The 16406-nt window shown below is 55.9% G+C and carries 20 protein-coding genes; 4 read left to right on the top strand and 16 right to left on the bottom strand.

Annotated features, from left to right (window positions below; genetic code table 11):
* Positions 1–81: 81 nt before the first annotated feature.
* The gene (gene mak / locus PI91_RS07500) at positions 82–987 is read right to left on the bottom strand and encodes a fructokinase (protein WP_021241673.1); all 906 of its coding nucleotides are present in this window, start codon (positions 985–987) and stop codon (positions 82–84) included.
* A gap of 123 nt (positions 988–1110) precedes the next feature.
* Here mak and rdgC point away from each other — a divergent pair, with 123 nt between their 5' ends.
* Entirely contained in the window at positions 1111–2025 is a 915-nt protein-coding gene (rdgC, locus tag PI91_RS07495) for a recombination-associated protein RdgC (RefSeq protein WP_008503269.1), read from the top strand.
* Positions 2026–2073: 48 nt separating this feature from the next.
* On the opposite strand, the gene ppnP is transcribed toward rdgC, so the two are convergent.
* The 5 genes from ppnP to PI91_RS07470 form a co-directional block, all read right to left on the bottom strand.
* Positions 2074–2361 carry a pyrimidine/purine nucleoside phosphorylase gene (gene ppnP / locus PI91_RS07490; protein ID WP_008503270.1) on the bottom strand — a complete coding sequence of 96 codons (288 nt, stop codon included), beginning with the start codon at positions 2359–2361 and terminating at the stop codon, positions 2074–2076.
* A gap of 71 nt (positions 2362–2432) precedes the next feature.
* Positions 2433–3110, bottom strand: coding sequence for an AroM family protein (locus tag PI91_RS07485; protein WP_008503271.1), 678 nt, complete (start codon positions 3108–3110; stop codon positions 2433–2435).
* A 237-nt stretch (positions 3111–3347) separates the two neighbouring features.
* Positions 3348–3539: a protein YaiA gene (gene yaiA, locus PI91_RS07480; protein WP_008503272.1), complete on the bottom strand. Its 192-nt coding sequence runs from the start codon at positions 3537–3539 to the stop codon at positions 3348–3350.
* 44 nt (positions 3540–3583) lie between these two features.
* Positions 3584–4108, bottom strand: coding sequence for a shikimate kinase AroL (aroL, locus tag PI91_RS07475; RefSeq protein ID WP_008503273.1), 525 nt, complete (start codon positions 4106–4108; stop codon positions 3584–3586).
* Between the two features lie 141 nt (positions 4109–4249).
* Complete coding sequence (locus tag PI91_RS07470) at positions 4250–4711, bottom strand: YaiI/YqxD family protein (protein WP_021241674.1); 462 nt, start codon at positions 4709–4711, stop codon at positions 4250–4252.
* Between the two features lie 97 nt (positions 4712–4808).
* On the opposite strand from PI91_RS07470, the gene proC reads away from it, so the two are divergent.
* Positions 4809–5618, top strand: coding sequence for a pyrroline-5-carboxylate reductase (gene proC / locus PI91_RS07465; RefSeq protein WP_039265823.1), 810 nt, complete (start codon positions 4809–4811; stop codon positions 5616–5618).
* 16 nt (positions 5619–5634) lie between these two features.
* On the opposite strand, the gene adrA is transcribed toward proC, so the two are convergent.
* The 6 genes from adrA to PI91_RS07435 form a co-directional block, all read right to left on the bottom strand.
* Positions 5635–6738 carry a diguanylate cyclase AdrA gene (gene adrA, locus PI91_RS07460; protein ID WP_039265822.1) on the bottom strand — a complete coding sequence of 368 codons (1104 nt, stop codon included), beginning with the start codon at positions 6736–6738 and terminating at the stop codon, positions 5635–5637.
* Positions 6739–6840: 102 nt separating this feature from the next.
* The gene (psiF, locus tag PI91_RS07455; protein ID WP_039265821.1) at positions 6841–7161 is read right to left on the bottom strand and encodes a phosphate starvation-inducible protein PsiF; all 321 of its coding nucleotides are present in this window, start codon (positions 7159–7161) and stop codon (positions 6841–6843) included.
* A gap of 89 nt (positions 7162–7250) precedes the next feature.
* Positions 7251–8666, bottom strand: a complete 1416-nt coding sequence (gene phoA, locus PI91_RS07450; RefSeq protein WP_039265820.1) for an alkaline phosphatase — start codon at positions 8664–8666, stop codon at positions 7251–7253.
* A gap of 99 nt (positions 8667–8765) precedes the next feature.
* Positions 8766–9026 carry an anti-adapter protein IraP gene (iraP, locus tag PI91_RS07445; RefSeq protein ID WP_023293178.1) on the bottom strand — a complete coding sequence of 87 codons (261 nt, stop codon included), beginning with the start codon at positions 9024–9026 and terminating at the stop codon, positions 8766–8768.
* A gap of 209 nt (positions 9027–9235) precedes the next feature.
* Positions 9236–10450, bottom strand: a complete 1215-nt coding sequence (locus tag PI91_RS07440; RefSeq protein ID WP_039265818.1) for a multidrug efflux MFS transporter — start codon at positions 10448–10450, stop codon at positions 9236–9238.
* A gap of 167 nt (positions 10451–10617) precedes the next feature.
* On the bottom strand, positions 10618–11301 hold the full coding sequence (locus tag PI91_RS07435; RefSeq protein WP_039265817.1) for an extensin family protein: 684 nt from the start codon (positions 11299–11301) through the stop codon (positions 10618–10620).
* Between the two features lie 103 nt (positions 11302–11404).
* Here PI91_RS07435 and ddlA point away from each other — a divergent pair, with 103 nt between their 5' ends.
* Positions 11405–12505, top strand: a complete 1101-nt coding sequence (ddlA, locus tag PI91_RS07430; RefSeq protein ID WP_039265813.1) for a D-alanine--D-alanine ligase — start codon at positions 11405–11407, stop codon at positions 12503–12505.
* Here ddlA and PI91_RS07425 read toward each other — a convergent pair.
* Positions 12502–12738, bottom strand: coding sequence for a DUF2754 domain-containing protein (locus PI91_RS07425; protein ID WP_008503286.1), 237 nt, complete (start codon positions 12736–12738; stop codon positions 12502–12504). The genes ddlA and PI91_RS07425 overlap by 4 nt on opposite strands.
* A 247-nt stretch (positions 12739–12985) precedes the next feature.
* Between PI91_RS07425 and PI91_RS07420 the strand changes: the two genes are divergently transcribed.
* Entirely contained in the window at positions 12986–13285 is a 300-nt protein-coding gene (locus PI91_RS07420) for a DUF2755 family protein (protein ID WP_008503287.1), read from the top strand.
* Here the strand turns inward: PI91_RS07420 and PI91_RS07415 are convergent.
* From PI91_RS07415 to PI91_RS07405, 3 genes are all read right to left on the bottom strand, one after another.
* Positions 13282–14379: a DUF1615 domain-containing protein gene (locus PI91_RS07415; protein ID WP_039265812.1), complete on the bottom strand. Its 1098-nt coding sequence runs from the start codon at positions 14377–14379 to the stop codon at positions 13282–13284. The two genes, PI91_RS07420 and PI91_RS07415, sit on opposite strands and share 4 nt — an antisense overlap.
* Before the next feature lie 14 nt (positions 14380–14393).
* Positions 14394–15614: a peptide antibiotic transporter SbmA gene (sbmA, locus tag PI91_RS07410; protein ID WP_021241683.1), complete on the bottom strand. Its 1221-nt coding sequence runs from the start codon at positions 15612–15614 to the stop codon at positions 14394–14396.
* Between the two features lie 114 nt (positions 15615–15728).
* Positions 15729–16262 (bottom strand): isochorismatase family protein, encoded by a 534-nt coding sequence (locus PI91_RS07405; RefSeq protein WP_039265811.1) that lies wholly within the window; start codon positions 16260–16262, stop codon positions 15729–15731.
* Positions 16263–16406: the final 144 nt, after the last annotated feature.

Genomic DNA, 16406 nt, shown 5'->3' with positions numbered 1-16406 from the left:
GCGTAGCCGCCACCCGGCTTTTTTATTGTGGCTGCCTGAATTCGCCCGATGGCGCTTCGCTTACCGGGCTTACAGAGCCGTTTATTCTGGCCACAGCCACGCCGCGCCGCGCACGCCGCTGGAGTCCCCGTGGACGGCTTTGCGGATCGGCGTTTCACACTCGCCGCCGAAGACCCACTGCTTCACCAGGTTCGGCACCGTGGCGTACAGCCGGTCGACGTTGCTCATGCCGCCGCCCAGCACAATTACGTCCGGATCGAGAATATTCACCACGTGCGCCAGGGATTTCGCCAGCCGCATTTCATAGCGGCTCAGGGCCAGCTCCGCCACCGGATCCTGCGCTTCGACCAGACGCATGATCTCATTTCCCTTGAGCGGCTGGCCGCTCAGGCGGTGGTAATCGGTCGCAAAGCCGGTACCGGAGATAAAGGTCTCAATACAGCCCTGTTTTCCGCAGTAGCACGGCACTTCGGTGCGGTATTTGAGTTCGTCTTCATCCATCCACGGCAGCGGGTTGTGCCCCCACTCGCCCGCGGTGCCGTTACCGCCGATATGGGCGCGCCCGCCGAACGCTACGCCCGCACCGCAGCCGGTGCCGATGATCACGGCAAACACGGTCTGGGCGCCGGCCGCCGCGCCGTCGATGGCCTCAGAGACCGCCAGGCAGTTGGCGTCGTTGGCCAGACGCACTTCCCGCTTCAGGCGCGCGCTTAAATCTTTATCAAACGGCTGACCGTTGAGCCAGGTGGAGTTGGCATTTTTAACCACGCCGGTATACGGCGAGATCGACCCCGGTATCCCCATCCCGACGCTGCCGGTTTGCCCTGTCGCCTGCTCGGCCATCTCGACCAGCCTGGCAATCGTCTCGATAGTCTGGTGATAATCATCGCGCGGCGTTGGCAGACGATGGCGGAACAACTGCTCCCCCTGCTCGCTCAGTGCGATGACTTCTGTTTTGGTGCCGCCCAAATCGATCCCAATACGCACAAGACTCTCCTCATTATTTTGATTATCAACAGAGTAGAAGCACGCTTCCCGATTAGCAATGCAAGCGATGCGACAATTCGTTATCATGCCCGCTGATTTAACGACAAGGCCGTGGAAATTATCATGCTGTGGTTCAAAAATTTGATGGTTTACCGTCTCAGCCGCGACGTTTCGCTGCGTGCAGAAGAGATGGAAAAACAGTTAGCCGCTTATACCTTTTCCCCTTGCGGTAGCCAGGATATGGCGAAAACCGGTTGGGTTCCGCCAATGGGTTCACAAAGCGATGCACTGACCCACGCCAGCAGCACGGGTCAAATCATCGTCTGCGCCCGTAAAGAAGAGAAAATACTGCCGACGCCGGTGGTTAAGCAGGCACTCGAAGCGAAAATTCTCAAGCTGGAAGCCGAACAGGGCCGCAAGCTGAAAAAGACCGAAAAAGATTCGCTGAAAGATGAAGTACTGCACTCCCTGCTGCCGCGCGCCTTCAGCCGCTTCAGCCAGACCATGATGTGGATCGACACCGTTAACGGGCTGATCATGGTGGACTGCGCCAGCGCCAAGAAAGCAGAAGATACGCTGGCCTTGCTGCGTAAGAGCATCGGCTCGTTACCGGTCGTTCCGCTGGCGCTGGAAACGCCGATCGAGCTGACGCTGACCGAATGGGTACGCAGCGGTGCTGCGGCTCAGGGTTTCCAGATCCTTGATGAAGCCGAGCTGAAAGCCCTGCTGGAAGATGGCGGCGTGATCCGCGCGAAGAAGCAGGATCTGGTGAGCGACGAAATCGCCGTCCACATCGAAGCGGGTAAAGTGGTCACTAAACTGGCGCTCGACTGGCAGCAGCGTATTCAGTTCGTGATGTGCGACGACGGCTCCGTGAAGCGTCTGAAGTTCTGCGACGAGCTGCGCGATCAGAACGAAGATATCGACAGGGAAGATTACGCCCAGCGTTTTGACGCGGACTTCATCCTGATGACCGGCGAGCTGGCGGCGTTGATTCAGAATCTGGTGGAAGGTCTCGGCGGCGAAGCGCAGAGATAACGGGCAAACCGTAGGCCGGGTAAGCGTTAGCGCCACCCGGCTAATTTTTTATTTCAGGTAGCGGCACAGATAAGAGGTAGGTTCAGCCACCTGCAGATGGAACTCACTGTGGCCAGGGACGTTGAAAACCTGTCCGGCTGCGTAAACTTTCCATTCCGTTTCACCCGGTAGTAAGACGTTCAGCGCCCCGCTGACGACCGTCATCTCTTCCGCTTCCGCCGTGCCGAAGGTGTATTCCCCTTCCGCCATGACGCCAACGCTGGCGCGGCCAGTGCTGCTGCTGGTAAAACCAATGGATTTCACTTTACCGGAAAAGTATTCGTTACTCTGAAGCATGAACTGGCCCTTATATTTTTAGATAAAAATTCACTATAGGGGCCATGCTCATCACCTGTCACGCAAAATCATTACATGAGCAGTTCCGAGGCCAGGCGAGCCATCAGAACGTTGGATAACAGCACCGGCACATCCAGCGCTTTTTGCAGTAAATCACGATGATGCTGGTGGAACCCCAGGCAGTCCAGAATCAGGACATCGGCCCCTCTTTCCAGCAGTTCCTTCCCGGCCGCAATGAGTTTGGCCTCGCTGTCCCAGAACGGATTGGCCAGTGCGTACAAGGGCACTTTTTCCAGCACGTGCCATTTTGCCTCCTGGTTATCCATGAGTTCCTCGATGGGGACAATCACCCCCACCTGATGACCATCCACGATGGAGGCCACCAGCGGCGGAATGATGCGCATCGGTTCCAGCAAAATCGCATTGCGCGCCGTAAGTCCCTTTATGGGGGCGGTGCTCATCAGCAAAATAACGTCATATCCCTGATTATCGAGCACTTCTATTACGCCCTGCAGCGAGCGCTCGATCTTCTGGCGGGAAACATGCGCCAGTTTACCGTCACTTAATAACGTCGCCAGGGGATCCTCCCCCGCCTCGACAGCGTAGTCTTCCATGACCTCTTCCCGACTCATCTTGCCCAGCAGGCTGAGATGCGTAATCTGTTGTTCAGATACATGCTCGGTTAAGAGCGGTAACACTTCGCTTACAGGGACCACACCAATGGTGAGGATCGCCAACGTTGCCTTCATCTTTATCGCCTTCCATTACTCCAACATCGTGCACACAGGTACAGGCTCACTACGCTGCACAGTTCGTTTTTTCAACAAAACAGCACCAAGCGTAGCAGGTGATCCCGACACCGAAATGTAAAGATCGCCTGCCGATACCAGAGTTACTTGTATTAACTAAATATTAACTCCTGCTTAACTTTTACGATGAGTAAAAAGTGTGATTCAGGCACGATCCTGGAGCGTTTAGGAAACCGCTCAGGTTATGTCGGGATCTTCATAGCGCCGCTTCGCATCCAGCGCTTCCTGTTCCGTCTCGTGTTCACTGATCAGCGAGTCGGGTTTGGGGTGATCGGCACGCAGTTGATACCAGGTCACAGTGTGACCTGTCTGGCCTTTTTCAACGGTTACAATGCGCGCTTCACGCGGATAGGGAGGTCTTGTTGGCATAGCTCATCCTTTTTTTATGTCTGAGCTATAAGTATAGACGCCGCTTAGCTGGCACACGCCAAACGCAGGGCGGTAATAATCTGAATCACAACGTCTTCGGGAGAGGCGGACGCATCCACCACGTGGTGAGCCGCTTCGCGGTATAACGCATCGCGTTCGGCCAGCACTTCACTCACCTCTTCGTTCAGCGGCCTGGAGGTCAGCGCAGGGCGTTGCCCCTCTTCCGGAAAGGCTTCCAGACGCCCAACCAGGGCCGACACCGGCGCGCTGAGGTAAATCACAATCCCCTTTTCGCGCATAAAGTGACGATTACACTCCGCCAGAACAATGCCACCGCCGGTGGCGATCACCGCGGACGGGGTCGTGACCGCTTTCAGCGCGGCCGTTTCGCGTGCGCGAAAGCTCTCCCAGCCTTCCTGCTCAACAATGTCGGCGATAGTTTTTCCGGCCTCGGTTTGCAGCCAGTGGTCGGTATCCACAAACTGGCGATGACACACGCGTGCCAGCTCCAGGCCAACGGTGGTTTTCCCACAGCCGCGGGGGCCAACTAAAAAGATGGGTTGGGTCATAGCCAGGTGTTCCCCTTGATGCCGGAAGGCTGAAGAGTGTAAAGAAATAATTGCAGAAGATGTTGCGATTACTTTACTGCAAAGCGGTACGGGATGACAACCCTGTGGAGGCCACACTGTACCACACATTGACAATAATTATCATTTCGCTGTACGGCGCTTTACTTCCAGCAGCCATTTATCCAACTCGGCAGCAAACTGCTGGCGATCGCGCTGTGACAGGCTGTCCGGCCCACCGGTCTGCACGCCGCTGGCCCGCATGGTATCCATAAAATCGCGCATCGTAAGCTTCTCGCGGATGGTCGACGGCGAGTATCGCTCACCGCGCGGATTGAGCGCTGCCGCCCCTTTCTCCAGCACGTCGGCCGCCAGCGGAATGTCCGCCGTGATCACCAGATCTTCCGCGCTGCACAGGCGGACAATTTCGTTGTCTGCCACGTCGAATCCGGCAGGCACGCGCAAAGAACGAATGAAGCGCGAAGGCGGCACGCGAATGTTCTGGTTCGCCACCAGCGTCAGCGGCATCTGAACGCGCTCGGCGGCGCGAAATAAAATCTCTTTAATCACGTTCGGACACGCGTCCGCATCAACCCAAATCGCCATATTGTCTCCCCATAATGACTCTGCCGACTATTGTCGCCTGCATTTCGTTGTTAAGCTATCAATCAGAGAAAACAACGCATAATGACGGAGGATCGTGATGGACAAGAAAATCGGGTTTATCGGCTGCGGTAACATGGGCAAAGCCATTCTGGGCGGCCTGATCGCCAGCGGGCAGGTGCTGCGGGGTCAGATTTGGGTCTATACCCCGTCACCGGATAAGGTCGCCGCGCTGCGCGATCAATACGGGATTAACGCCGCCGAAAGCGCGCAGGAAGTGGCCCAGGTCGCCGATATCGTCTTTGGCGCCGTCAAGCCGAACATCATGATCAAAGTGCTGAGCGACATCACCTCCAGCCTGAATAAAGAGACGCTGGTGGTGTCGATTGCCGCGGGCGTGACGCTTGACCAGCTGGCGCGCGCGCTGGGCCATGACCGCAAAATTGTTCGCGCAATGCCCAATACCCCCTCGCTGGTGAACGCCGGCATGACCTCCGTCACGCCTAACGCGCTGGTGACCCCGGAAGACGTAGCCGATGTGCTGAACATTTTCCGCTGCTTCGGCGAAGCGGAAGTGATTGCCGAATCGATGATCCATCCGGTGGTGGGCGTGAGTGGTTCTGCGCCTGCGTATGTCTTCATGTTCCTGGAAGCGATGGCCGATGCCGCCGTGCTTGGCGGAATGCCGCGCGCCCAGGCGTATAAGTTCGCCGCGCAGGCCGTCATGGGCTCCGCCAAAATGGTGCTGGAAACCGGCAAACACCCGGGTGAACTGAAAGATATGGTTTGCTCCCCGGGCGGTACCACCATCGAAGCGGTGCGGGTGCTGGAGGAGCGTGGATTCCGCTCGGCCGTCATTGAAGCAATGGCAAAATGCATGGAAAAATCAGAGAAGCTGAGTAAATCCTGATCGCTTCAGTCGGGCGTCAGGCGGCCACTTCGGTGCGGCTGCGCCCGGCATTTTTCGCCCTGTACAGCGCCACGTCAGCCGCCTTTAGCCATTCCCGATAATGTGCAAACTGCGGCCCCCAGGGGGCAACGCCCACGCTGATGCGCAGCGCCTCTTTTGGCGCGCACGGTAGCGACAGCTTTTCCAGCCGCTCATGCACCCGGGACATGACGGCGATGGCGCTTTCCGCTGCGGTCTGCGACATAATCACCGCAAACTCATCCCCGCCAAACCGGCCGATGGCATCACCTGACCGCACCGACATCTGAAGCTGGCGCGTGATGGCAATGATCGCCTCATCCCCCACGGCGTGCCCCCAGGTATCGTTGATATTTTTAAAGTGGTCGATATCAATCAGTAAAATCGTGGCGGTGCAGCGATCGCGGCGGCAATGCTCAAATTCATTTCGCAGCAGCATTTCCCAGTGTCGGCGATTATAGACCCCGGTCATGCCGTCGCGGGTGCTCATCATTTCCAGCCGCTGCTTGTGCTCAGCAAGCCTGACGGCGGTGCGGTGGCTGAGCCAGGCAAACAGCATGGGATAAAGCACCAGTACGGGAAGCGTTAAGCTCCACTCCACGAGGTCGGGGTTGAAGACGGCCACGCGCCCAACAATCGGCAGCGTCACCAGCGCGGAGAGCAGAGTCAGCAGGATCCCCGGGATAAACAGACGACAGCCCCCGGAGCCCATCATATTCATTCCGACCATCATCACCAGCGCTGCCGAGGGTAACGCGCTCATCCCCATCACGCCGATCCAGAGCCCGGCAATGATGGCATCGATCTTAAGATTGAACTCTTCCTGCTGATGAGGTGACGCGGCCCGGCAGGATAACTGCCAGGCGAAATGGGGCCAGACGAACGCCCAACCGACCAGTAAAAGCCACCAGCCGCCGGGTAAAAAATGGGTGACCAGCATTCCTGCAACCGGGAAAAACATCGCTGCCAGCCCCACGGCGCGCGCCAGCCGAACCCGCCGGGCAAACTGAATGCCGGCGCGGTGAGGGTCATCCTGAGAAAGGGTTAAATTCCACTCTTCCCGAATGCGCTTTGTGTTGTAATACGTTTCATCATTCATCATTTTTGGGAATATTCTGAAACATTTTCCCAAATTATAGAGAGGGGGTCTGCGGGGAAAGTATGAAATTTCGGGTGAGCCGCCGGAGCCGCTCACCCGTTCGAACTACACTTTTTTCTTCAGGCAGGCACTCATGAACTTGCTGCGCTCATCCCCTTTCAGGGACTGCTCGGTTGCCTTGGCATTACACTCGCGCATCTTTTGCTGCTGAGGCGTCAGGCTTTTTTCAGCTGGCTTTGAAGCGCCGTTTTTGAGGCAGTCGCTCATGTAGGTCTTGCGGGCATCGCCCTTCAGACTCTGAGACGTCGCCTGTTGATTACAGGTGGTCATACGCTGCTGCTGCGGCGTTAACGTTTTCTCTTCCGCGTTCGCCGAGGCGACCAGGAACAGGCCGGAGAGCAGAGTAACCAGTAATGTTGTTTTCATTGCACCATCCTTTTGTGAACATTCCCTGTAAGTCTGGTTCGTGACAGGAAAAAAACCACCCGACAGATGTGATTTCCGCCGGGAATTTATCATTTCAGACCCAGCGCCGCCTTTATGGTATAGAACAGATCCGTTTGATCGGTCAGGCCTACCACGTTGGCCGCGTGCGGGCCGTAGGCGGCAATGCGCAGCTGGGTGCCGGTGTGCTCCATGGACTCTTCTTCAGAGTTGCCGTAGCTCATCACCATGACGGCGCCATCTTTGGTGTTGAGCGCCTGCGTCAGGCCAGGGGCTTTGGTATCTGGCGGAACGATCTGGCTGGCGTGCGCGTGATCCGCGGTGACGATCACCAGGGTGTTACCGTCTTTTTTCGCGAACGCGAGCGCGTTCTGCACCGCTTCGTCCAGATCGACGGTTTCGCCAATCTGACCGCACGGATTTGCCGCATGATCCTGCTTATCGATTGACGCCCCCTCAACCTGCAGGAAGAACCCTTTTTCGCTCTTGCTCAGCAGATCGATCGCTTTATCGGTCATCGTCGCCAGCGTCGGTACGCTGTCCGTGCGTTTAGGGTTAGGCGTACAGGTCACCGCAGGCTTATCGATATTGCCGTGATATGAGGCTTTTGGACCTTCCCAGCGCACGGGCATGTTGCCGTCAGAGAACAGCCCCAGCAGCGGTTTGTCCTGGTTCGCCTCGGTTATCGCCGCCAGCGAATTTGCGTCACTCACCAGCTGATAGCCGCGCGCCTGCGCCTGCTCGCGCAGCGTTTTGCCCTGCCACTCGCCCGCCGTCGCGGTTTCCGCGAAGGTTTTCGCGCCGCCGCCCAGCGTCACGTCAGGACGCGCATTCAGCAGCTGTTCCGTAATCGAGCCTTTGCCACCTTTTTCCAGCGCGTTCGTTGGGCATTTTTCGCTGGTCACTGACGGGCCGTAGCATTTACGCGAGGTCACGTGCGCCACCAGCGCCGCAGGCGTCGCATCCTGAAGTTCAGCAGTGGAGACGTTACCGGTCGCCAGGCCCGCCGCTTTTGCCATCTCCAGAAGGGTTTGACGATCTTTTTCGTGAATATCCACGCCCAGCGCGCCATTATAGGTTTTCACGCCGGTGGACCACGCCGTGGCCGAGGCCGCAGAGTCCGTTACGTAATCCGGTTTACCGGTTTTTTTATCCAGCGCGTAGTGGGTATATTGTCCGGTGAGCGGTAATGCGTCGATACCTTTAAAAAAGCCGCCCGCCCCCTCGGCATAATTTCGCGCCGCCGTGATTTCGGAATCACCCATTCCATCGCCAATCAGCAGAATAATATTTTTCGCCGGTTTTTCATTAAGCGAAGCGCGAATGGCGGCGGTTTGATCTTCCGACAATCGGCGCGCGCCGCCGGGCTGGGTGATATCCCCTTTTGCCGCACGATTATCCAGGACGCTGGTTTGCGTCGTGTCAGCATAAATGGCAGGGGTAATTAACAGAGGAAGTAATGCGATGAAAAGTGCGCTCTGTTTCAATTTATTTTCTCCATGTAAAAATACATAAAAATAAAAACAGAGCGACTATAGGCATCCTGCATGACAATTCTATGACACGTCGTTACGTCCTGTGACGGTTTAGCTGCGCGGATGCCTTAACAGCTTCTTTACGTACTGGTGGAGCATCTCAGCATCTTCAACCGGTACCTGCGATTCAGGCCTGACGCTCTCCAGCGCGCCTTCCACGCTCTCAATCAACGCCTGCTGATCGGTTTTCGCCATTTGTCGCAGCAGCGCGGTGACCACAATTTCAAGCGCTTCGACCTGGGCCACCAGCTCTTTTGACTCTTCTTCCTTTTGTGCCAGCTTGACCAGCAATTCAGCAATGAGGTTTTTCATCGTGCCAGTTCCTTTTCAGTTTTATCTGACGTTATCACTCTGAATCCATAATGCAAAGAGAAGAAATTAATTATGGTATGCAAAAGTGATACAGAAACGGAAATAAAGAGACCTCGCCATGAGCGAAACGTTTTTCTATAAAAAGACGCCGCATTTTGTTATATAAAAATGCGGCTACCATAAGAATATATAATACATCTGCGAAAGCGTTATCTCGCCGATTTCGCCTCCGCCATTTGTCTGCGGCGTCGCAGCGCAATAGCCAGCTGGATAATATTGATTAAAACGACAATCGCCGTCGCCGCAAATACCCAACGAAAACCGGCCATCGCGGAAACGGAGGCGCCAATAAGCGGACCGGCAACATTCCCCAGATACATAAATGACTGGTTATATCCAAAAATACGCCCCGTCACCTGGTCGCTGGAATATTTGACCAGCAGGGTCTGTACCGCAGGCAACATGGCGCCATCGGCAAAGCCGAGCAGAAATCGCAGTACGCCAAGCTGAAGCGGAGAGGTGACGAACGACATCGCAAAGAAGAGCACCACCGCAAAGATCAGCGTCGCCATCAGGATGCGCGCCGTACCGATCCTGTCACCCAGTTTTCCGAGACGCGGCGCGGAAATCAGGGCGGATACGCCCGGCACGGCGGCAATCATGCCGCTTAAAAAAGCGATGTTCGTGCTCTCCGGCTCCATTGACTTGATAAACAGCGCCAGTATCGGCCCCACCGAACCGTTACAGAGCTGGATCACCATGGTGGTGACAAACAGGCTGATCATCAGCCCCGGATAAGGCAGCGAGGCGAAAACGGCCTTGCCGCTCAGGCGTTCAGATTTACTGATAACCGGGCGACCCCCTTCTTTAATCAGAAAGAGCGTGACCAGAAAACTGACCACCAGCAGGATCGCGGTGATGATAAATACCGCGCGCAGCCCGACGTGGTCCGCCAGAAAGCCCCCCAGCAGCGGCCCGCCGATGACGCCGCTTATCTGCGCCGTGGAGAGCGTGCTCAGCGCCCAGCCGCTACGCTCGCGCGGCACCTGAGAGGCGACCAGCGCCATGGCGTTTGGAATATACCCGGACGTCAGCCCCATCACCACCCGCAGGAAGAACAGCTGCCAGACGTTGGTGGCGAAGGCCTGCAGCAGAATGGCTATCGCCATCCCGAGCGAGGCGCGCAGCAGCATCAGTTTTCTGCCTTTTCGATCGGCCAGGCTGCCCCACATGGGTGACACAATCGCGGAAACCAGAAAGGTGACGCTGAACGTCAGGCCGGACCACATAGAGAGCGCTTCGTGCGAGGTGACCCCCAGCTGCGAGACGTACAGCGGCAGGAACGGCAAAATCTGGCTGATGGCCAGCCCGGTGAAGAAGCAACCGAACCAGACCGAGATGAGATTAACTTTCCAGGATTCCATACAGAATAGTCTTCATTTTTAGGCGAATTCGCCGTCAGATTAGCAAGTTACGCGTGTTAACGTCGCACCAGAGATGCGCCCTGACCGACTTTGGTGTTTTATCTTCCCAGTCATCATATTTGTGAAATAAGTCACAATTCATCCATTTTCTGGCGGAATATTATGCTTCACCGGCACAGGCCAAAACCGCGCATTCCGAGATGAAAATGGTTGGCATGCGCCGCGTTGTACTCTGGCCCCAGACCGTTCCCGTAGTACCCGCAGCTTGCCGCCAGCATGGCCTTCAGCCAGGGCTGCGTCGTGGCCGCCTTCCAGCCGTTCAGCACCGTGACGCGTTCGCCGTTCGCCAGACGAAAAGCGGCAATATCCAGCGCCTCCGCCGTGGCATGCTCGCTGCGGCGCGCGTCAGGGCGGTGGTAAATATTGCGGCAGGCAAAGCTGCCGAGGTGATCGATACGCGCGAGGTCGCTGCCCGTATAGCGTTTTGTCAGCGGCCGGGCCTGCTGGCTGATAAAGAGGGCTGAACTGAGCGCCAGCGGACAGCTGGCAAGAAAGCTGCCGTTCAGGCCGACCGGGCCGAAGTCTCGCACGCGCACGACGTTGCTCAGCGGGCATTCCCCGGCGCTGTCAGCGACCGGCTGGGTGCGGATGAGATCGCGTTGATTAGCCTGCGCAAGCAGGTTTGCACAGGCCTCGGGCGTTAAGCGCCGAAGCTTATACTGGGTGATTCGGCCTGGCGGATCGTCAAGCGTCAGCGGTATGAAAGGGTTGTAGTAAGGCGGCAACCAGCGGTAACCCACCGTTGCGACGGCGATAAGAATCAAAACGGTCAGCAGCGTTTTTCCTTTCACTCGCCCCCCTGAACATTCCCCCAAACATTATGGCAGAAGGTCGCGAAACCCGCCGGGCATCGTGGTATGTTATTGGCTTTTCGTCAGACTGGAAGAGAGTGAGATGGCTAAGCAGCGCGTAGGTATTGTCTTTGGGGGAAAATCAGCGGAACACGAAGTGTCATTGCAATCGGCTAAAAATATCGTTGATGCGATCGATAAAAGCCGTTTCGACGTGGTGCTGCTGGGCATTGATAAACAGGGCCAGTGGCACGTTAACGATGCCAGCCAGTATCTGCTGAATGCTCACGATCCGGCCCATATCGCCCTGAATCCTTCAGAAATTAGCGTCGCCACCGTACCCGGCGTCGCGAAGGGGCAGCTTATCGATGCAGGCAATGCACAGGCTCTCGCCCAGATCGACGTGGTCTTCCCTATCGTTCACGGTACCCTGGGGGAAGATGGTTCCCTGCAGGGGATGCTGCGCATGGCCAACCTGCCGTTCGTCGGCTCGGACGTACTCGGCTCCGCCGCGTGCATGGACAAAGACGTCACCAAACGCCTGCTGCGCGACGCCGGGCTGAATATCGCGCCGTTTGTGACGCTCACCCGCGCCAACCGCGACAAGCACAGCTTCGCGCAGATTAGCGCTGAATTGGGTCTGCCGCTGTTTGTGAAGCCAGCAAACCAGGGCTCCTCCGTAGGCGTCAGCAAAGTGACAAGCGAAGCTGAGTTCACACAGGCCGTCCGCCTGGCGTTTGAGTTCGACCATAAAGTGGTGGTTGAGCAGGGCATCAAAGGCCGTGAAATTGAGTGCGCCGTGCTGGGCAACGATTTTCCACAGGCGAGCACCTGCGGCGAAGTGGTCTTAAACAGCGACTTCTACTCGTACGACACCAAATACATTGATGATAAAGGCGCGCAGGTTGTCGTGCCTGCGGATCTCGATCCGGCGGTTAACGATAAGATCCGGGCGATTGCCATTCGCGCTTATCAGACGCTCGGCTGCTGCGGCATGGCGCGCGTGGATGTGTTCCTGACGCCGGAAAACGAGGTGGTGATCAATGAAATCAACACGCTGCCGGGGTTCACTAACATCAGCATGTATCCGAAGCTGTGGCAGGCGAGCGGCCTCAGCTACCCGGAATTGATCACCCGCCTGATCGAACTGGCGCTGGAGCGTCATGCCGCCGACAGCGCGCTTAAAAGTTCCGTAAACGGTTAATCGGCGCGCTTCGCCGACGCTGCCTCATCCGCTGTCGTCTCTTCAGGACGGCGGCGGATAATCAACCCCGCCAGCCAGAAACTGATAACCCAGGTCACCAGCCCAACGGCATAGGTTTGCCAGCCTTTTGCCTCAAACCCCAGCAGGCCCACGACACCGTTAAGAATAAAGATCAGCCCGATAGCGAAGGCGTAGTAGTGCCAGTCACGGCGTAGTTTGGACGTGAGCTTCATAACAACTCCGGCAGGAAAAAAAGACATCCTCTCACAGTTTTACGGCCAGGTCTGTGGCAGATACGGAAATTCTGAAACGCGACGCAATTTCACTTAAGTTAATAAATTGTGACGTGCTGCAGAAATCAACAATCCAGGAGGATTCCGGCGCGTAAATTACCACGATTCTGATATTGACAAATGCGATGACCTGTCAAACTCACCCTGTACGAAGCGTATTAACAGAGCGATTTATCCGGAGGTCATCATGGCTGACTTTACATTGTCGAAACCGATTTTTGGCGGAAAACCAAAAACCTCCACGGCGGGTAATATCGCGTATGCCCTGTTTGTTCTGTTCTGCTTCTGGGCTGGCTCGCAGCTGCTCAATATGCTGGTCCATGCGCCTGGCGTTTATGAACATCTCATGCAGGTACAGGATAACGGACGCCCGCGAGTTGAGATTGGCTTTGGCGTCAGCACCCTGTTCGGCCTGATCCCCTTCCTCGCGGGATGTATGATTCTGGGCGTTGTGGCATTAGTGCTGCGCTTTCGCCGCCGCCGTTAAAGCCCCATACAGCGAGCCCGGCGATCGTCCACGCGTTTCGCGAACCACGCGGTGGTCAGGTTACGCGTGATCTTCGGGCTTTCCAGCTGGATCCCCGGCAGGATAGCCCTCGGTAACGTTTTCCCGCTTTTCTGCTCTGCGAGCGCAAACACCTTCTTGTACAGATCCGTTTTCTCAAAGGCCAGGCTGTCGCCTTTCTCAAGCTGACGGCGAATGTCGCTGTTGCTCATATCAAGCGTTGTCGATAATTTCCGGATCGCCCGCTCGGTGCTTCCCGCCTCGCTGCTGCCGTAGGCGATAAGATCGCCGTCCAGCGCCAGCTTAACGCCGCTTGCGCGGCTGACCGCACTCTGGAATGCCGCATTACGGCTGGCATACCAGCCTGCGTTAAAGTCGGCAAAGCGGTACAGCGGCTCATCGTAGTTGGCCGGGTAGTTCAGCAGGTGATACGTGCCGAACCACAGTCCGCCGCGCAGGGAGAAGACCTCCTGGCGCACCGTACCGTCGATTTTCCACGGATAGCCGTCGGTGTGTTTCTCCGCGAACGCGATGCTTACCTGCATTGGGCCACCGGTGTGGACCGGGTTCAGTGAGCCAAACAGCTTCTGACCCATCGGCACCATGTTGATGAAATCATCGAAAATAGCGCTAAGCTGTTTTTCGGTTTTCACCGTATCCAGCCGTTCGCTGTAGCTTTTGCCGTTCGGCGAGGTGATTTTAAGCGCGGTATGCACGAGGAACACCGGGATATGCATGGACTCCGCGCGGCGGTCGATCTCTTTCCAGGCGATTTTATTCAGCCCCGGCACAGCCGGGTCTGACTGATACATCGACTCCTGCTGTGCCACCGCCAGCACCGAACAGATGTTTTCCTCGGTCGGCGCAATCTTTTGGCTCTCAAAGGTTTTTGCCAGCGCGTCTGCCCACGCATTGCGATCTTTCACGCTGGCGGGCATTTTCTGCCGCACAACGCTCGCCACATCAACGGGCTTCTCGCCCTTTTTGAGCGGAGCGGCCCCCTTTTCGGCACAGCCTGCCAGCACAAAAGCGGCCAGTATGGTCAACGGTAACGCGCGCGGTACGGCAAAAGACATAGCAACGTCCTGTATTAGCTAAATGTGTTGGTGACTTCCTGCAGGTCACGATCGTCCAGCTCGCGTTCAAAGCTGCGCAGACGTTTGTAGATGGACATCAGTTCCACCAGCGTGGTCCAGGAGCTGATCAGGTACTGGAATGAACTTCTGACCTGATCGAAAACGTTAGTAATTTGGGTCATCAGTCCCAGGGTAATCGTCCCTGCAACAATTGACGGGAACAACAGGACTATTCCAAAAACAGTATCGGCCTGAAGATATAAAATACGAGCTATGTTGAAATACATGTAGTGGAAGTAGAGCTTAAAGTAGTTAAAACGGACGTTCTGAAATAACTCTTTTACCGTTGGTGGCGCAGCTCGTGATGGGTCATCCTCACCGTAAACGAGTTCTTTACGGTAAGCCGCTTCCACGCGCTGATTTTTAAATTGTAACCCCGGCAATTTGATCCCCACCACAGCAAGAAGCCCCGTTCCCATAAGAGACCAGACCAGTGCGGCAATAACCAAACCATAGGGTAAATGACCAACAATTGGAAGTTCAGGCACATGGGGTGAAAGTGCAATCAGAATCGGTAAAAAAGCGATAAGTTTCATCACAGCATTAAGCAAGCTGACCCCCATGTCCTCCAGCGTTGAGGCAAAACGCATGGTGTCTTCCTGTACACGCTGTGCAGCACCTTCGATGTGCCGCAGTCGTTGCCAATTTGCCATGTAATATTCGTTCATAGCTGTACGCCAACGGAAAACGTAATGGCTAACGAAGAAATTGTTCAGCACTGCCACTGTTACTGCAATCATGGCAATGCCGGTAAAACTAACGAGACTGGCATAGAGTTCACCAATCGGAACCTTATTCGGGGCGCTTAGCGCTTTTTGGATCAAATCGTAGAAGGGTGCATACCATGCATTAATTGCAACACTCACTTCCACCATGAACCAGGTAACGAAAATGATCAGCGCAGATCCCAAAATCGACCAAACCTGCCAACGATGCGGAGAATACTTGAACCAGAAGAGTGCAAACAGCCCCACACATACCGTGTAGTAGGCATAAAATACGATAAAGCTGAGCGACCAGAAGCGCGCCGCGCTAATCGGCACCTCACCTGTCGCCCCCGTGATGCGCGTCAGCCATGCGCCGCCGCCCGCCTGCCAGAAAATGACAGCGATCAGTGCCCAAATAAATGCCGACAGGAAAAAAGGCCCCGGCTTTGGGAAAAAAGACTTAAACATAATGCTTCCTTCTTGTTGTTATGGCTGTTGCTGTGTACAACACGTCACCACACGAAAACCTGCCCGAGCCAGCCTCCCGGCTCCGGCAAAAAGGTCAGACCCGAGCGTTAATTATTAGTTCGCTTTCCAGTTTTCAAGAATTGTTTCGGTGCGTTTCACCGCGAGAGGATTCGCTGGCGCAATGAAGTTACGCCAGACGTCGTTGTGATGGTTAATCAGGATCTGTGCGTCAGCAGCCGGACGGTTGGCGGTGGTATGGGCATCTTCGGCAACGGTGATGTGATAGCCCCGGCTAACGCCGTTCTTGATCGTCGCATCGACGCAGTAATCGGTGGCGCAGCCGCAGATGACAAACTCACGAATGCCCTGCTCCCGCAGCAGCGCCTCAAGCCCGGTGTTGTAGAAGGCATCGCAGGCGGTTTTGGTCACGTAAAGCGCACCAGCAGGCTGATGGAGTTCAGGCAGTAGCGCAAACTCTTCGCTTCCCTCTTCCAACCCCCCGGCCTCGGTATGCTGTATAAAAATCACCGTGTCGGCTGCCTGCGTAAGCTGGTTGATCAGAGAGACACACTTTTCGCGCTGATGACGAGGGGTTTCAAACACCCCGTTTTGCATATCGACAACCATAACCACACGCTTCTCAGACATACCGTTCTCCGTAAGATTGAGTGACACTGGTGCCTATCATAAGCCCGATGTCACAAAATGGGAGATGGCTCGCAAGTAAATTGTTCATATTTACCCATGGTTACGTTTTTCTCGCTATCGTTATGCAATTCGGGGCATTGCACG

Origin of the sequence: Enterobacter sp. FB, from assembly GCF_000805795.1 — a bacterium.
Classification (GTDB): domain Bacteria; phylum Pseudomonadota; class Gammaproteobacteria; order Enterobacterales; family Enterobacteriaceae; genus Enterobacter; species Enterobacter roggenkampii.
Note: the sequence above shows the minus strand (reverse complement) of the source record. Positions and strands in the feature narration are given on the sequence as shown.

Coding starts and splice junctions, on each gene's coding strand:
- PI91_RS07470 (WP_021241674.1), bottom strand. CDS start 4,711: ATGGCGATTTGGGTTGATGCGGACGCGTGTCCGAACGTGATTAAAGAG.
- psiF (WP_039265821.1), bottom strand. CDS start 7,161: ATGAAAACAACATTACTGGTTACTCTGCTCTCCGGCCTGTTCCTGGTC.
- adrA (WP_039265822.1), bottom strand. CDS start 6,738: ATGATGAATGATGAAACGTATTACAACACAAAGCGCATTCGGGAAGAG.
- ppnP (WP_008503270.1), bottom strand. CDS start 2,361: ATGCTTCAGAGTAACGAATACTTTTCCGGTAAAGTGAAATCCATTGGT.
- rdgC (WP_008503269.1), top strand. CDS start 1,111: ATGCTGTGGTTCAAAAATTTGATGGTTTACCGTCTCAGCCGCGACGTT.
- ddlA (WP_039265813.1), top strand. CDS start 11,405: ATGGCTAAGCAGCGCGTAGGTATTGTCTTTGGGGGAAAATCAGCGGAA.
- PI91_RS07440 (WP_039265818.1), bottom strand. CDS start 10,450: ATGGAATCCTGGAAAGTTAATCTCATCTCGGTCTGGTTCGGTTGCTTC.
- sbmA (WP_021241683.1), bottom strand. CDS start 15,614: ATGTTTAAGTCTTTTTTCCCAAAGCCGGGGCCTTTTTTCCTGTCGGCA.
- PI91_RS07485 (WP_008503271.1), bottom strand. CDS start 3,110: ATGAAGGCAACGTTGGCGATCCTCACCATTGGTGTGGTCCCTGTAAGC.
- aroL (WP_008503273.1), bottom strand. CDS start 4,108: ATGACCCAACCCATCTTTTTAGTTGGCCCCCGCGGCTGTGGGAAAACC.
- iraP (WP_023293178.1), bottom strand. CDS start 9,026: ATGAAAAACCTCATTGCTGAATTGCTGGTCAAGCTGGCACAAAAGGAA.
- PI91_RS07425 (WP_008503286.1), bottom strand. CDS start 12,738: ATGAAGCTCACGTCCAAACTACGCCGTGACTGGCACTACTACGCCTTC.
- PI91_RS07415 (WP_039265812.1), bottom strand. CDS start 14,379: ATGTCTTTTGCCGTACCGCGCGCGTTACCGTTGACCATACTGGCCGCT.
- PI91_RS07420 (WP_008503287.1), top strand. CDS start 12,986: ATGGCTGACTTTACATTGTCGAAACCGATTTTTGGCGGAAAACCAAAA.
- PI91_RS07405 (WP_039265811.1), bottom strand. CDS start 16,262: ATGTCTGAGAAGCGTGTGGTTATGGTTGTCGATATGCAAAACGGGGTG.
- proC (WP_039265823.1), top strand. CDS start 4,809: ATGGACAAGAAAATCGGGTTTATCGGCTGCGGTAACATGGGCAAAGCC.
- yaiA (WP_008503272.1), bottom strand. CDS start 3,539: ATGCCAACAAGACCTCCCTATCCGCGTGAAGCGCGCATTGTAACCGTT.